Origin of the sequence: Phocaeicola sp. RTP21198st1_B8_RTP21198_201120, assembly GCF_040929485.1 — a bacterium.
Taxonomy (GTDB): Bacteria; Bacteroidota; Bacteroidia; order Bacteroidales; family Bacteroidaceae; genus Phocaeicola; species Phocaeicola dorei.
The window spans coordinates 101,237-118,203 of record NZ_JBCOCI010000004.1 but is presented as its reverse complement, the minus strand read 5'-3'; the positions used below and the strand labels follow the sequence as shown (position 1 = coordinate 118,203).

The 16,967-nt window shown below is 41.0% G+C and carries 12 protein-coding genes; 4 read left to right on the top strand and 8 right to left on the bottom strand.

Features of this window, described 5'->3' with window-relative positions:
- Positions 1-56: 56 nt before the first annotated feature.
- Entirely contained in the window at positions 57-602 is a 546-nt protein-coding gene (locus AB5935_RS03825; protein ID WP_007833882.1) for an RNA polymerase sigma-70 factor, read from the top strand.
- On the opposite strand, the gene purN is transcribed toward AB5935_RS03825, so the two are convergent.
- The gene (gene purN / locus AB5935_RS03820; protein ID WP_038612686.1) at positions 574-1,152 is read right to left on the bottom strand and encodes a phosphoribosylglycinamide formyltransferase; all 579 of its coding nucleotides are present in this window, start codon (positions 1,150-1,152) and stop codon (positions 574-576) included. The genes AB5935_RS03825 and purN overlap by 29 nt on opposite strands.
- 152 nt (positions 1,153-1,304) lie before the next feature.
- On the opposite strand from purN, the gene AB5935_RS03815 reads away from it, so the two are divergent.
- From AB5935_RS03815 to rnc, 3 genes are read left to right on the top strand one after another with little or no spacing between them, the layout of a single operon-like run.
- Complete coding sequence (locus AB5935_RS03815; protein ID WP_005844276.1) at positions 1,305-1,541, top strand: acyl carrier protein; 237 nt, start codon at positions 1,305-1,307, stop codon at positions 1,539-1,541.
- Positions 1,542-1,559: 18 nt separating this feature from the next.
- Positions 1,560-2,825 carry a beta-ketoacyl-ACP synthase II gene (fabF, locus tag AB5935_RS03810; protein ID WP_007833876.1) on the top strand — a complete coding sequence of 422 codons (1,266 nt, stop codon included), beginning with the start codon at positions 1,560-1,562 and terminating at the stop codon, positions 2,823-2,825.
- A 2-nt stretch (positions 2,826-2,827) separates the two neighbouring features.
- Complete coding sequence (gene rnc, locus AB5935_RS03805) at positions 2,828-3,754, top strand: ribonuclease III (RefSeq protein WP_007848068.1); 927 nt, start codon at positions 2,828-2,830, stop codon at positions 3,752-3,754.
- A gap of 144 nt (positions 3,755-3,898) precedes the next feature.
- On the opposite strand, the gene AB5935_RS03800 is transcribed toward rnc, so the two are convergent.
- From AB5935_RS03800 to AB5935_RS03770, 7 genes are all read right to left on the bottom strand, one after another.
- Complete coding sequence (locus AB5935_RS03800) at positions 3,899-5,452, bottom strand: sulfatase (protein ID WP_038612051.1); 1,554 nt, start codon at positions 5,450-5,452, stop codon at positions 3,899-3,901.
- A gap of 18 nt (positions 5,453-5,470) precedes the next feature.
- Positions 5,471-7,546 carry a Sip1-related alpha-galactosidase gene (locus tag AB5935_RS03795; protein ID WP_038612049.1) on the bottom strand — a complete coding sequence of 692 codons (2,076 nt, stop codon included), beginning with the start codon at positions 7,544-7,546 and terminating at the stop codon, positions 5,471-5,473.
- Between the two features lie 6 nt (positions 7,547-7,552).
- Positions 7,553-8,938, bottom strand: a complete 1,386-nt coding sequence (locus AB5935_RS03790; protein WP_007848075.1) for an alpha-L-fucosidase — start codon at positions 8,936-8,938, stop codon at positions 7,553-7,555.
- 3 nt (positions 8,939-8,941) lie between these two features.
- Positions 8,942-10,378 (bottom strand): sulfatase, encoded by a 1,437-nt coding sequence (locus AB5935_RS03785; RefSeq protein ID WP_038612046.1) that lies wholly within the window; start codon positions 10,376-10,378, stop codon positions 8,942-8,944.
- Positions 10,379-10,522: 144 nt separating this feature from the next.
- The gene (locus AB5935_RS03780) at positions 10,523-11,326 is read right to left on the bottom strand and encodes a sialate O-acetylesterase (protein WP_032951026.1); all 804 of its coding nucleotides are present in this window, start codon (positions 11,324-11,326) and stop codon (positions 10,523-10,525) included.
- Between the two features lie 257 nt (positions 11,327-11,583).
- The gene (locus AB5935_RS03775) at positions 11,584-13,632 is read right to left on the bottom strand and encodes a RagB/SusD family nutrient uptake outer membrane protein (protein WP_038612042.1); all 2,049 of its coding nucleotides are present in this window, start codon (positions 13,630-13,632) and stop codon (positions 11,584-11,586) included.
- 12 nt (positions 13,633-13,644) lie between these two features.
- Complete coding sequence (locus AB5935_RS03770; protein ID WP_038612040.1) at positions 13,645-16,812, bottom strand: SusC/RagA family TonB-linked outer membrane protein; 3,168 nt, start codon at positions 16,810-16,812, stop codon at positions 13,645-13,647.
- Positions 16,813-16,967 lie beyond the last annotated feature (155 nt).

Here is a 16,967-nt window from a genome sequence, read left to right as displayed (position 1 = left end):
TTTCTTATTTTGAAATAAATACTTATGTTTGTGTAACCTTAAATTAAAAATGACCTATGAACCTTAATGATAACCGCTTAATTATTAAAACCTTGAGGTCAGGGGATCAAAAAGTATTTTCCCTGGTTTATGCTTCTTATTACAAGCCGCTATGTTTGTTTTGTTCCTCGTATGTTTCTCTTGAAGAGGCTGAAGAAATAGTGCAGGATTTGATGATGTATGTGTGGGAAAAGCGTGAGTCGCTGGTAGAGGACTTGTCGCTGAAATCTTTCTTATTTACCAGTGTCAGGAACAGGGCATTGAATTCAATCACCCGTTCCCATATTACCCGTCAGGTATATGAAGAGTACCAGAGCCAACAGTTAAAATCTCTGCCGGCATTGGATTCTTGTTATAGCACGGAGTTGTTTAATGCCTATATGGAAGCTCTTCATGCTCTTCCTAAAGAACAGCAAAAAGTATATGTTATGAGTCGATATAAACAACTGACCCATAAAGAAATTGCTGACACGCTGGAGGTGTCGGTGCAGACTGTCAATTATCGGATAGGCAAAGCTCTTCAGTTTTTTCGTATTAGATTGAAAGATTTTTGCCTAAAATAGTCGCTTCAATCACCCGAGGGAAATATTCGTATTCCAACTGGTGCACCCGTGTTGCCAATGTATCTGGCGTGTCAGTGGGTAATACCGGACAGGTGGCTTGGAAAATGGTATTTCCTTCATCATATTGTTCATTTATATAATGGATGGTGATGCCGCTTTTCTTTTCATGGGAAGCTATGACAGCTTGGTGCACGCGGGAACCATACATACCTTTACCACCGAACTTGGGAAGGAGGGCCGGATGAATATTTACTATTTTATTCGGATAATCATGCAAAATGGCATCAGGTACTTTCAAGAGAAAGCCTGCCAGTACAATAAAGTCAATATGATATTGGTGCAGTGTTTCCAGTACTTTCCCGTCGGCAAATTCTTGAGCTGTGAGGATAAGTGACGGAACACTCAGTCTTTCAGCCCGCTTGAGTACACCGGCCTGTGCTTTGTTGACGATAACCAATGCTACTTCAGCTGTTCTTTTCTCTAAAAAATACCGAATAATTCTTTCAGTATTCGTGCCTTCTCCTGAAGCTAAAATTGCGATTTTCTTCATGATGATCTCTATTTTGGTGCACATAAAACAAAAAAATGTGCAAAATTCTGCATTTATTTGCCTGAATATTTGCTCAGCCCAAGAAATATTTATTCCTTTGCAACCGCAAAGAAAATAAAATAATTCAATTTATTAACTAAAAAATTAAAGTTATGTCTGAAATTGCATCAAGAGTAAAAGCTATTATCGTTGATAAATTAGGTGTAGAAGAATCAGAAGTTACAACAGAAGCAAGCTTCACTAACGATCTGGGCGCAGATTCACTGGATACTGTAGAACTGATTATGGAATTCGAAAAAGAATTCGGTATTTCTATTCCTGATGATCAGGCTGAGAAAATTGGTACAGTAGGTGACGCCGTTTCTTATATCGAAGCTAACGCTAAGTAATTATCCTTATTTTATAATATGGAATTAAAAAGAGTAGTAGTAACAGGTCTTGGTGCTCTTACTCCTGTAGGTAACAATGTTGCAGAAACATGGGAAAACCTGGTGAAGGGGATAAGCGGGGCAGGGCCTATTACTCATTTCGATGCGTCTAAATTCAAGACTCATTTTGCATGCGAAGTGAAGAATTTCAATGGAACTGATTACATTGACCGTAAAGAACTTCGCAAAATGGATCTGTATACACAGTATGCCATTGCAGCTGCTAAAGAAGCGGTGGAGGATTCTGGAATGGACCTCGAAAAAGAAGATTTGAATAGAATAGGTGTAATTTACGGTGTAGGTATCGGAGGTATTCATACTTTTGAAGAAGAAGTAGCTAATTATACACTGAATAAAGATACTGTCGGACCGAAATTCAACCCATTCTTTATCCCCAAAATGATAGCTGATATTGCATCGGGACAGATCTCTATCATGTATGGTTTCCACGGTCCTAACTTCACAACAACTTCTGCCTGTGCATCTTCATCAAATGCTATTGCCGATGCATTTAACTATATCCGTTTGGGTAAAGCAAATGTAATTGTGGCAGGTGGTGCGGAAGCTGCAATTTTTGAAGCTGGTTTAGGCGGTTTTAACGCTATGCATGCTTTGTCTACCCGTAACGATGATCCGGAACGTGCATCCCGTCCGTTTAGCGCAAGCCGTGATGGCTTTGTGATGGGTGAAGGCGCAGGCTGTCTGATTTTGGAAGAATTGGAACATGCAAAAGCACGTGGTGCCAAGATTTATGCGGAACTTGCCGGTGTAGGCGCTTCTGCCGACGCTTATCACTTGACAGCTTCTCATCCGGAAGGATTGGGCGCTAAATTGGTGATGTTGAACGCATTGGAAGATGCGGAATTGAAGCCGGAAGACATTGATTATATCAATGTACATGGAACTTCGACTCCTGTAGGTGATGTTTCAGAAGTGAAAGCTATCAAGGATGTATTTGGAGATCACGCTTATAAACTGAATATCAGCTCTACTAAGTCTATGACAGGACACTTGTTGGGTGCTGCCGGTGCGGTAGAAGCTATTGCCAGTGTATTGGCTGTGAAGAACGACATTGTTCCGCCGACTATCAACCATGAGGAAGGTGATAATGATGAAAACATTGATTATAACTTGAACTTCACGTTCAACGAAGCTCAGAAACGTACAGTAAACGCTGCATTGAGCAATACCTTTGGTTTTGGTGGACATAATGCATGTGTAATCGTAAAAAAATATGCTGAATAGTCGTGTTTAGCAATATAAAAGATAGGATAAGACTTCTTTTTCGTAAGGATAGGGAGTCTTATTTTCGTTTTTATAAGATGCTTGGATTCTATCCCAAAGATATTAGCATCTACGAACAGGCTTTGCTTCACAAATCTTTATCAGTGAAGTCTGAAAAGGGGCGTTTGCTTAATAATGAACGTTTGGAATTTTTGGGGGATGCTATTTTGGATGCTGTGGTGGCAGATATTGTTTACAAAAGGTTTGAAGGAAAGCGTGAGGGTTTTCTCACGAACACCCGTTCTAAAATAGTGCAGCGTGAAACATTGAATCGTTTGGCTATAGAGATTGGTTTGGATAAGCTGATCAAGTATACAGCCCGCCAGTCTTCTCATAACAGCTATATGTGCGGCAATGCATTCGAAGCATTGGTAGGTGCTATTTATTTAGACAGGGGATATCGTGCCTGTAAATATTTCATGGAGCATCGTATTATTGGATCTTATATAAATTTGGAGAAGATTTCCCGTAAGGAGGTAAATTTTAAATCCAAGTTGATAGAATGGAGTCAAAAAAATCGTTTTGAGGTTACCTTTGAGCTGATAACCCAATCACACGATCAGGGATATAATCCTACTTTCGAGAGTGAAGTTTTGGTGGAAGGTATTTCGGGAGGAAAAGGAACCGGTTATTCTAAAAAAGAGTCTCAGCAAATGGCTGCGCGTGTGGCTTTGGGAAAAATCAAGAATGATTCCGGTTTTATTGAATGTATTTTTGCGGCTAAGGCTGCCCGTGAGTTATCTCAGGAGGAGGTAACGGTTTCTGATAGTAAGCCTTCAGACAGTGGGGTCGTTACTCCGGATCTTTCTTTGGAGGAGATTAAGAAAACGGATGTGGTTGAGCAGATAATCAGTGAAGCGGAAGAAAAGGCTTTTAAGGAAAACGCTTAGCGGATTTTATTGATATTGTTTATAATTTATTAATTAGCTATTCCGGTGGCTTGAGAAATGTTCGGCAGGAATACATAATACATTGGAATGTGCCCGATTACATTAAGAAAATGTAGTCGGGCATATTTCATATACTGACAGGAGTTAGATTTCATCTGGCCACGGGCAGGGTTTTCCGGTGGCTTTGAATGTGGGACGTTGTCCTCCTGTTGCTCGCAAATAGTTCCCTAATTCCTTGGAGAGCCGTTTTACGATGCCGGGATGTTGCTTTGCTACATCATTTTTTTCACTGATATCATTTGGTATGTTGAAAAGTTCTTTTTTACCGGTTTCATAATAATAGACCAGTTTCCATTCGTCTTTGCGGATAGAGCAGGCCAGATTGATGCCTGGCCCGTCATTACCCCAGATATTAGGGAAATTCCATACCAGTGCGCGTCCTTTAGACGGGTCTCCTGTACCTTTCAGCAGGGGCATAAAGCTGATACCGTCTATAGGGTTGACTGTCTTATATTTTGTGATACCCGCCATTTCAAGTATGGTAGGATAAAAATCTTCAATTATAAGATATTTGTCACAACGAGTATCTGGGGTGACTACTCCGGGCCAGCTTACAATCATTGGTTCGCGTATTCCTCCTTCATATAAGGAGCCTTTACCACTGTTGAGAGGAGCGTTTTGAGTGTGAATTTGTCCGTCGCGCCATCCGGGTTCGGCAGCTAGCCCTCCGTTGTCACTCATAAAAATAATAACGGTATTATCTGCTTCATCATTTTTTTCCAACCAGTTCATCAAATCCCCCAGACTTTTATCCATTCCTTCAATTAAGGATGCATATGCGGCTTCTTTGTCACTAAGTCCTTTTTTAATATACTTGGGGAAGAAGCGCATATCTTTGTCAACAGGAACGTGGATGGCATAATGTGCCATATATAGATAAAAAGGTTGATTGTATTTTTTTGCTTTGTCCAATGCTTTGATAGCTTCTCGTGTCAGGGCTTCTGTAGCAAATATACCTGTTCCCCAATAATCTTCCAAGCCGGGGATAGCCATTAGTGAATAGGGTTTTCCATCGCGGGTGTGCCCGTAGTTCTGTTCGCTCAGATAAGTAGCCAGACCACCGGCGGCATGTCCGGCTATATTTACTTCAAACCCCCAATGGGTAGGGTTCTCTCCCGGTGTGTCAATAGAACCGAAATGAGCTTTTCCGCAGTGGATGGTATGATAACCGTTCTGTCTGAGTAACTCAACGAAAGAAGTGCCGACAAAGGTATTGGACGTTCCTGTTACTTGGCTGACTCCGTTGTAGTTCCAGTCTGGTAATTGTATTGTATTGCTTGGTCTGTCGGTAGCTTTGTTTTTTTCAAGCGTCCAGTTTGTTACACGATGTCGGGTGTTGTTGGCACCCGTTATCAGACTGCAACGGGTAGCGGAACTGATATTGCAGGCGTATGCCTGTGTGAACATCATCCCTTTTTTGGCCAGACGTTCCATATTGGGGGTTTCATAGGTTTCGTTATAGTGGGTTTTCTGTGTCCAGAAAGGTAAGGATGTATCTTGCCAACCCATGTCATCCACCATAAATAAGATGATATTGGGACGTTGTTGGGTTGTTTCTGAAGACATTTTTTCTTTTGCTTGCGTCGAGATTCCTGTTAAGGAAGCGAGAGCGAAAGATACAAGTAGTTTTTTATTCATATCGGCTGGTTTTATAAGTTATTTTTCGATTACAATTTTTTGGGGGGTATCTATGGAAATACTTCTCAGTTCTTGTTTGCCGGAATTTTCTATCCATACTTTTAGTGTACCTGTACATAGTACGTTCAGCTCCAACCGATTCTCTGTTAAAGAGATAGTTTGGACGGTGCTCGGGGATAGATATTTTTCCTGTACGCCAATGACTGTCCATCCTTTCCGTATGGGGCAGAGATGAAACAGTTTGTCTGTAAATCCGATGAGTTCGAATGTACTGCTGTCTGATAGTTCTTCTGCCTTTTGTGATTCCCAATTATAAAGCAGCACGCGTTCTTCGGAGGTGGCAGACATTTTTTCAAAACTGTTCCGAAGAGAATAATCTTCTTTTTTTATAATGGCTTGGACTTGCTGATGCCGGGGGGAAACATTCAGGTTGTAACAGATTAATGTCATTGCTCCGTTGCCTGAGGGAGCTGCTACTCGATACGCTTTTCCACTCCATAATGGATTGGTCAGTATAGATTCTGGCATAGGTACGGCGGGAGCTTCGGGACGGAACAGTTTGCCTTGTTCGTCAATTAAGGGGAAAATGTTTTCCTTGATAAAGTCCCGAGGGGCGTCCGACAGGTAGACCGGACCTCCGGAAATAGCCTTGGAACGTGCCATCAAGGTGCCGCAAACGGTATCGCAGGAATGAAACATATCATGGTCGGGCCATACGGTTTGTCCTAGTAGCAAGGTATTGGTATAAGACTGGAATAGATGTGATTTTGCCATATCCTCATCATATTTCTTATAGTCTATGCTGACACGGGTGCTGTTACTGTATGACGTATGGTCAGTATTGATGACGTTCTGTGCCATACAGTTCATTAGTCCCATATTTTGCCGGTGGGTCTCGGCTTCTAGGCTTCGGTTACAGTCGGTTGCCTGGCGGATACTTTCATGGCCTCCCATGTAGAGTGGTAGTGTAAAAGCTTGGTTATCTACTTTCAGAAAATCGAATCCTTGTTCTTTTAAGGTGCTGACGTAGTAGCGATAGAAGGAACGGATGCGGGTGCTGTCCGTTCCTGGCAGAAGGCTGCCGGCGTGTGGGTATAGGGCTTGTCGGACGACTTGTGGAAATCCGTTTTCGGGGGATAATCCCATCCAGTATCCCGAAAGGCTGTACCACAGTCCGATCCATTTGATTTTATTTTCTTTTTTGTATGACATGATTTTTTTCCATCCCGACGGGAAACGTTGTTTATCCGGTATGAAATCGGTCAGTTGCCTGTTCTTGTGGGCGAGATGACCGTCGTCAATCAGTACATACCGGATAGGAATGCCGGATGCCTCTATCGTTTTCATATCGTTTATTACCTTGGATTCGTTTATATCATCATGATAATGTTCCCATGTACACCAACCGAGATAGCGGAAAGCTTCGAAATATTCCTTGGCTGTGCGGCTTTTTAAGTCGGCGGCTTCTGTATTTTTCATCAGCGCTTGATAGGCTTGCCGAATGGTTGAATAAATATCTTTTCCTTGTCGGATGAGTAGAAGAGGGACTTCCGGTTTCAGATAGTCTTTTCCTAAGGTGGATACATATAGGGTGACAGAGCCGTTATCGTTTACTTGCAGCCAGCTTAAACTGTTACGGCCGGCAATGGCTTTGGCAAACAAGTATTCTCCGTTTGTCAGTTCCAGCAATAATGCATCTCCCAACGTAGATGGGGCTGCATTGGAAGGTATTCCCGGATAGCGGGTGTCGGTTAATTCTTTTAAATCGTTGAACACCCAAGGTAGGAGCCGGTTGGTATTGTTGGGCCATTCAAAATCTCCCGGACGGGAGTCTCGGCTGAAGAAAATACCTCGGACGTACCCAGGTAACCGTACCGGACAGGCAATAGTCTGGATTTGTCCGGGTCTGGATTTCTTATAGGGTATGGGAGAAGAAATGGAAGTTAAATCAATCGTATCTGTCATTGACAAAGCGTTTGTACTCTTGAATGACTTTCCTTTTTTATACGTGTAATCTGTTTGCCCGAAGGATTTCGGACAAATAAATACATTGCAAATTAGAATACAAATGAATATTGCTGTATATTCTCTCATGATTTTTTATTTGAGGGTTACGTTATAGGCGCTGAAATAGCTGATTGCGGGTAAGGCAACGGATTGGGTGACGGTGAGGCGCAAGGCGGTGGTTTCTACCGATTCGAAGTGCGCAATGCGTTTGTGTCCCACAGACTCGCCGGAGCATACTGTCTGCCATTTTCCGTTGACTTTCGCTTCTATCTTGTATTGGCGTATTCTTTCGCCTTTGGTAATGTCTTCTTGGATAATACAGTAGTTGACCGGTTGCTTTTCATTCAGATTCAGCGTAAGCCGTTGCTTCCGGCCTTGGGTTTCTACCAATGGCGTGCCAAAGCGCCGGTTTATTTCTTCTCCCCATTCTTTTAAACGCTGTTCGTCACCTGCTGGCAATAGCCCATCGGGATCGGGGGTCAGTCCAATGATTAACGTAGCGTTGCGTCCCACTGATTTTTCGTACATATCCATCAACGTTGTCAATGGATAGATATTATTCTCGTCATCGGGTTCCCAAAACCATTCGTGGCGGCCGTTGGCACCGCGCAGGGGACTGTCTGCCATAGCTGGTACCCAGTATTTTCCTTCGGGATCACCTTGTTTTAATAATGCTATTTGGTCTTTTTGGCTTTCAATACGTTTATGATGTGAACAGGGGGCTGGGAAAGTAGACCAGCAGGGGTATCCCACTGTGCCGGTTTCTGAACCTCCCCAACGGAAATCAGCACGGTCTATGTTGTGGTAGAACAGGCAGTTGGGCTGGTATTTATTGACGATGGGTTCCACATCAGGACCGTCACCTCGTGGGTCATCGGCTCCGCCATCAAACCAAATCATATATAAATCTCCATATCGGGTACAAAGTTCTTCCACCATTTTTTCACAGAAGCGTTTATACCACGCCTGTCTGTTGGCGGCAAATTCTCCGTCACCGGCTACCTTGAAATTATGGATACCCAGGAGTGAATTCCACCGGATGCCTACATAGATGCCTGGCTGGATACCATATTTACGGCAGGAGTTGACAAAATCGCGGATAATGTCTCCTTTGCCGTTACGCCATTTTACAGCTTTCAGGCAGTATGGGTTTACGTCACTTTGCCACAATCCGAAGCCGGTTTCATGGGTGGCTGTGAGTACGGCGAATTTGCAGCCTGCGGCTTTAGCTGCTGAGACCCATTGGTCGGTATTCAATTGGGTGGGGTTGAAAATGTTGTAATCTTCAATGGGACTGATACGGTTATTGCCTTGTCCGTAGCGGATGCCGTCGAATACGTGGAGGTCATAATGAAATACGGCTCCCATTTCCGCCTCATGCCATTTCAATTGATGCGGTTTGGGTATAATGATTTCCGGTTGTGCAACACTCAGTACACAGTTCATAAGGAAGAGAAGGGATATATATAGTATCTTCATGGGTTATAAATAATTAAAAAATGGATCTTCTGTTTTTTGTAGCCATGTTTTTAATTGGCTTGTCAGTCGGTTTACTAATTTGGGATGCTGCATAGCTATATTATTCATTTGATAAGGATCTGATCTCCTGTCAAATAGAATAATCTTATCTACCTTTCCATCGGTTGCATGGATAGTAAATGTATGTGTGGCGGTGCGCAATCCCCGGTAGCCTGTTGCTGGATTGGATGACTGTATGTAATAGTAGGGTTGGACAATGCAGTTGTTTTCTTTTCCGCAGAGGAGAATAGAAGCGAGGTTGAATGTTTGTACTTCTTCCGGTATTTGTTGCTGAAAGCCCATGATGGAAAGCAGGGTCGGATACAAGTCGGCAAAAGCTATCATGGTTGTTTGGTCGGTTTTCGGCTTTATTTTTTCCGGCCATGAGATAAGGACGGGAATCCTCATGGATTCCTCATAAAAGATATCTTTTCCGGCTTGTTCATGAGCTCCCATGCAGATGCCGTGGTCAGAAATGAATACTACGATAGTGTTTTTAAATAATCCTAAACGTTTCAATTCGTTGATTATCCGACCTATATTTTCATCGACTCCGGTCATGCAGGCGTAGTAATTGCGGATATTGTTGCGGAAATAGTCGCCCATTTCAGTGCCTTTGGCGGGAATGTCGGGACGGTTGGCACATAATGTCTCTACATTCAGATTTTTATACATCTCCTTGTATCGGTCGGGCACTAGCTCGTAACCGGTGTGTGGAGGATTCATGGATACGACTAAGGCGAATGGTTGCGTCTTATCTATATGTTTATTGAGGTACTCAATCGCTTTGTCGGCTTCATACTCCGGTCCCCATTGATTGACATAATAAAAACTATCCCGGGGAGTGTCAGTGTCCCAGTACATGGGGTTTAAATGGTAGTCGTAAGTGCCATAAGCGGTCCAATAGTCGAAACCGTGCCGGCGTTCTTTGGGACACCATTCGTTCCAAGCAACTGCACCTTGGTTGTTGTAAGTGTCTACGTATGGTTTATGGGGAGCATCCAGATGCCATTTGCCGATATACCCTGTCTGGTATCCATTGGCTTTAAGTATATCACTCCAGCAGCGTGCATCTTGTGGAAGTTCTACTCCGTAGGGAGCGTTGGCAGAATTGCAATTGCCTGTTACTTTGTTCTTATGCGGATACATGCCTGTCATCAACATGCCTCTTGCCGGTGAAGATACAGGGTAGCTGCTGACAGCATTGGTGAAATTCACACCTTCACGGGCCAGTTGGTCCAGGCAAGGGGTTTTGACAGGCTCTTTTCCGAGACAACCTAAAGCATTTCCTCTCCATTGGTCTGCCATGATGAAGACCAAGTTAGGTTTTTCTTGAGCTTGAATCTGGAATACTGGACACAAAGGGAATGCCAGCAAGAAAATATTAAGTCTTTTCTTCATAATCTGTAAAGGATTAATAGAGGTTTCATCATTCTTGACTGATTGTGTTTTATTGTGTAATTATCAAATAAAAGAACTTTTATTTTAAATGTTGATAAATAGCATCAGCAAAACGCTCACCTAATGTTAGAATGCCATATATTCCTAAATGTACATCATCTTTAGGTGCTGGATCTGATAGTCATTATATAGCATTTGTAAATCGTCTGCTGGAATTAATAATGCATTATTAATGGAGAACTCAGAGTTTGAGTTGTTGGAAACAGCAAATTGGGCTTTTCTTACCAGTTCACGCCCTGTAAAGCGAGAAGCGGCTATAGGTATGACAGTTCCATATACAAATAACATGTTTTCGCTATTAAATTCTTTTCGTATTTGTTCTATAAAATTCTTTAGATTCGAACTATATTGGTGAGACTGTTCCATTCCAGCTATATCACGTGCATCTGCTTCTCCTTGTTGCCAAACCATAGCCTTAATAATAGGGCGATATCCTTGTTGCTTCAAACTGATGATAGCATCTTTTACAGTCTTTATAAAATTTATATATTCTTCGCCACGAATATTTTTCTGACGGTTTCCCGGATTCCATTGTTGATATAGATTGGAACCAGATAAAGCGTGTTTTATCAATGCAATTTGACGCTTGGGATATAAAGACTGTAACTTTGTACCTAAACTTAACTCTATTCCGAATTTATTTTTTGTTTCAGAAGCTTGGCATAAAGGGTTCCATTGCTCACTGCCCTCTCCTTTGTTGAGGAAACGAGAATAATAGATTCGGACTCTTGTGTCAATTTTAAAAGAGGCTGGGATATTTTTAACATAAGCTTGTCCTGTTGCATTTGATTGCCCACCTACTAAGTAGACATCTATTTCTTTTTGCTGTGCTAAGATAGGTAAGATTATTCCTAAAGTTAACAAGAATAGTGATATTAATCTTTTCATAATATGTTTATTTTTCAACCTAGAATAGTTCGTAAGAATAAACCGAAAAAACGGTAGTTAGAAGAAAATAAAACTATCACCATATCGGTAATTATAGTCTATTGCTACATTGATTATGTTTTCAAAACAAAGATATTCATATAATGTGAATATGCTATGGGAAGGTAGGAAAACTTTTCGGAAATTTTCCTTTTCCTTCCCATAAATGATTGTAGGGCTGTTTCTCTACATTGTTATCTGAAAACTTCTATGTTTGTTTATTCACCTTCAGGTAAAGTTCCATCATTTCTGCTCCATCCGGGGTTTTGATAAATGGTAGAACTTTCATATTCATTAGAACCTGGAACAGCGGTAGTCAGGCGGAATTGCTTGTTACTAATAGGATACAAGTATTTGCTTGTATTCCAGTTTAATCCATTGAAACCAATATTAGCAGCATTTTTACGATAAGGTAATAAATATTTTCCTTCTGCGTATGGGTCGGATTTTGCTGAAATATTGGCTGTCTTGTCTGTTACGCCATATTCTAAAAGTGTTATTTGGGGAATTGGGGTTACAGCGTCTTCGGCTTGAGGGTTTGTATACAGTTGATACATGCTATCCCAAAAATTAAATCCTTGTACGTGTACATCTTTTACTTGGTCCAAAGCGCGCCAACGTTTTAAGTCTGCCATACGGAATCCTTCTGATACCAACTCGACACGTCGTTCACGACGGATGTTGTACAGAGTTGTGTTTATTTGTTGACCGGCAGAATAACTTCCCCAATCTTGTTTTTCTTTACTTATGTCTGTATTGTTTATGGTCTTTTGATAGTCTGTACTCATACCGGCACGTGCACGAAGAGCTTTCCAGTATTTATCGCAGTTGCCACCTAGATTTCCGTTTAATTCGTAATAAGCTTCTATATAATTCAGGTAGGCTTCTGCTGCACGGAAGATCGGGCATCCTGTATAGGATTCTTTTGTTGACTGCATATCTCCGGATGTATTCAATCCTTTGCGCAGACAGTATCCGGTCGGATTACTATTTTCTTTTTGGGCCTCGAAAATTTCAGGGCGGTAAAAGTAGCCGTATCCATCACTCTTCTTTATCCAAGTGGCAAAGTTTGGATCATCAGATAACAAATCTCCTGTTTTTAAAATAGTTTGTCCCATACGTCCATCTCTGTCGGTAAAGATATGTTCATATGTATCGTCTCCTTGATAATTGGTACTGGCATAGATGGGTAGGCCATCAGACATTAGATAAGAATTAACCATGGAACGTGTATAGCCTGTGTTTCCCCCGCCATTGCGTTGCAAATAGCTTACGACAAAGTGGTAAGAAGTGGCATCTGAGTTGACACTGTATTTACACCATAATAAGATTTCATCTATTCTGCTTAAATCAATAGAATTGAATAACGAGGCATAATTTCCGTGCAAATTGTGTCCTTGAGCTACGATATCAGCTGCTTCTATGGCCTGTTGTAAAAAATATTTAATTTCAGAGTCAATGTCAATGCTAAAATCTTTTAAATAATCCATTGAAGCACCAGGCCATCCGGGACCACCAGGAACAAATGCACTTCCTTTATGATATTTTTCCCATGTTGCTTCAAATAGGGCTGCGCGACTTTTTACTAATGCAGCGCAGTCTTTGTTTAACCGATTGCTTACGGGAGCAGTGGGAAGCATATATTCGTAGGCTTTATCTAAATCAGATAAGATAAAGCGTGCAACTTCATTACGCGGACGCCGTTTGGAAGCTTCACGTATGGCATTGTAATCATCCGGTAATATTTCAGTTAGAATAGGAAAATCACCTAGATTCTGCAATGCTGTGAGATAAATATAAGCACGGAAGAAATATACCTCGCCAATATAGTGTTTGATATTTGCATCATTACCGGATATTTCTCTGTTGGCATATCGTTCGGTAACAGTTTGAATAAAGTAATTAGCTGCACGTATCTTACGGAAATATTTATGCCATAAGTCATCGTCACCGACATGGTATTGTCCTTTTATGAAAAGTTTACTTGGTGAGTCTGCGGTTTGATCGTCTGTTCCATTATCTTTTTGGAATAATCCTAAATTATAAGTGGCAGAACCATGAGATGGAAGAATATTGCCATATTCGTCATCGTTTTCGTTTTCACTGTCATTATAAAATTTGGCAGCATAAGCAGCTAGGTCTGTTTCGGAATAAAGATAGACATTGGTGCTGACAGAAGTGATAGGTTCGCAATCCAGATAATCATTGCATGAGGTCGCAAGAGCACTTGCAGCGGCTATGAATGTATATAATAGAATCTTTTTCATATGTTTTATTATTTAGAATGTTGCATTTAATCCAAAAGATATAGTTGTTTGTAGCGGATAAGTTTTTCCGGAGTTCCCATCAGAATAACTTGAATAAGTTGTTTCTGGATCAAAACCGCTAGGTAGACTGGTGATAGTCAATACATTCTCGGCACTGACATATACACGTAATTTTTGCATATGTAGTTTGTTGATAATTTGTGTCGGGAAAGTATACCCTAGTTGGATATTTTTTAAACGGGCATAGGCACCGTTTTGTAAGTAACGGGTTTGTACCTTTTGATTCATATCTTTGCTCATATACATTTTAGGAAAATAAGCATTGGTATTAGGACCAAATACAGAAGTTGTATTTTCTGGGCGATAATAATCCAAATGCTCTTTTAAACCAGTTGATTGCCATTCTCCTCCCGATATTCCCCAAAACATAGGACCATCCAACCATAAATCGCGTTTTGCGACTCCTTGCCAGAACATACTAAAGTCGATGCCTTTCCATTCACAACCCAAGTCTAAACCAAACCTGAAACGTGGGGTGGAGTTACCAATAATTTTGCGGTCTCCCGGATCGTCTACTGTATTGGCTCCTTCGTTGATTACTTTATCTCCATTAAGATCCTCGAACATAATATCACCTTCGCCCCAGCCTGAACCCCATGAGGGATTGTTATCTTTTATCCATTCATCCATTTCCGATTGACTTTTAGCTATTCCATGGGTTACATACCCCCAAATGGCTCCTAATTCCTGGTCTTTATAATAGGTGCTGAGCGATTTAGATTCATTGGGATACTTGTCAACAAATGAGCGGGAATCTGCCATGTTGAAGCCTATATTATAATTGATCTGTCCTATCTTGTCGCGCCAACTGGCTGCTATTTCCCATCCTTTGGTACGTAAGTCTGTATTATTGCTTGCTGGCATACCGATGCCATAGATGGAAGCGACCTCAGAAGCAGGACCGACCATATCCAATGTTTTACGGATAAAATAATCGAAATTTATGTTAAGCCGATTTCTTAACATTCCTAAATCAAAACCGATATTTAAGGATTGTACTGTTTCCCAAGTCAATGAACTGCTAAGGGTTCCAGGCATACCGGCAACAGTTGGTTTAGAGTCCCCCATTAGCCAGCTTCCTCCATTGGTCTTGACTGTTTGTAATAAATACATGGGATAATAAGATTTAGTATTTTGATTACCTAGTGTGCCCCAAGATACACGAGGCTTTAATTGATTGATAATGTTTTCATTTACAGAGAAAAAATCTTCGGCCGCTATATTCCAGCCTAAAGAAAAAGAACCGAAAAGTCCCCAACGATCTTTTCGAAGGAAGCGAGAAGAACCGTCATATCGCAAGTTGCCGGCAATAAAATATTTATTAGAATAATCATAGTTAATACGTCCAAAGAAGCCTGCTGTAGCCCAAGTATAGGCACTGGCTTCATTGATTTTATCTTCACCTGTTGCAGCGCCGATTTCGGGTATTGATTCGGTAATGAGGTCCATACGTTTCACAGAAAGATAACGGTTATTGTATTTTTCTGTATTAACTCCTGCCATCACTTTGAATTGATGTTCATCGAATGAAAAAGAATAATCACTGTACAGGCTGGTTGTTAAATGATTGGCTTTAGTCCAATATTGCATGGCTCCGGTTTGTCCCACCGCATATTCTCCACCGTATGCCAGTTCTAATGCTTCTCCGGCTACGTTGTGTTCATATACTTTATTCAGATTCTGTCTTTGTACTTGGTCAATCAAGCGTAATCCTACGTTTGCATATATATTCCAGTTTTTCAAGGGATGAAAAACAAGTTGTCCTTGCAGATAAACGTTATTATTACTGGTGATGGAGCGGCTTCCATTAGTAAGTTGCCCTAATTTTCCGTTGCGCATATAGTAACCGTTAGGATCTTTAAACGGCATTGTAGGCCACATACGTACTACATCATGATAGAACAGTCCATTCATGTCGCTATAAAGAGGGTTGTCTAGTTTGGTATAAACATATTTAGTATTGACTTCTATATCCAACCATTTAAAAGGCTGTGCGTTAAATTTTGCATTGGTTGAAATACGTTCATAGGAATCTTTTCCGTAACGAAGGTTGCCATCCTGATCCAAATAGTTGGCAGATACGTAATATTGACTTTTGTCACTGCCGCCATTGATATTCAGGTTGTGCTCTTGGGACCATGCCCACTTGTAATGAGTTTTATACCAGTTTACATTGTCATTGGCTTTTTCATGGAATTGCCAGTTACCATTTGCATTGGCAATAGTGCTAGTTGTAATTTGACCATTCATGTATTGCTGGATGCGTTCCATGGTATCTTCATCAAAAATGGCTTTTCCTCCTCCGTTAATACTACCTTCATTAAAATAGTTAGCAAATTGGTAGGAATTCATTAAATCCGGCAAATGGTTAGGACCGGCATAACGGGCATTTCCGGAATAAGAGACGCTAGCTTTTCCTGCTTTACCTTTTTTGGTAGTAATCAAAATAACACCGAATGCCGCACGTGAACCATAAATAGAGCTAGCGGCTGCATCTTTCAATACGGAGATAGACTCTACATCATCTGGATTCAAGTTGTTCATGTTACCTTCTATACCGTCAATCAGGACTAAGGTAGCAGCTTTAGAACCTGTAGAAATTGTACCTGTACCACGGATGTTCACATCCATAGTTTGTCCTAATTGTCCTCCTAAGCCTCCAACAGATAAATTTAAACCGGGAATAGTACCTTGTAATGATTGGCCTAAGTTGGTAACAGGGCGGGAATCTAGTACTTTGGTATCTACTGTGGCTACAGCTTCTGTCAGATTAGCTTTTCTTTGTGTACCGAAACCGACTACAACGACCTCATCTAAAGTTTGCGTGTCTTCAGACATTTGAATGTTATACGAGAATTGATTTTCATTTACTTTAATTTCTTGTGTGGTGTATCCAATAAAAGAGATAACCAACACATTTCCTTTTGAAACTTGTAATGTGAAATTTCCGTCAAGATCTGTCACTGTTCCATAGGTTGTTCCTTTGACAATGACACTGGCACCAATAATAGGTTCTTTGAGCTTTTTATCCGTAACTACACCGGTGATGTTGAATTGCTGGGCGTACAGGAATGTACAGTTACAAAGCAATATCAAAAATAGAATCAAGTTTTTTTTCATGCTTTTCTGTTTTTAATTAGACATTAGGTTAATGTATTGCAAATGTATGTTAATCAATGAAATCGTTTTGTACATGTTCATTTCATTCAGTATGCACGTTTAATGCATCTCTATATTTTTTGGTGAATCTTTGTTGTTATCTCTTTTTTATTTTA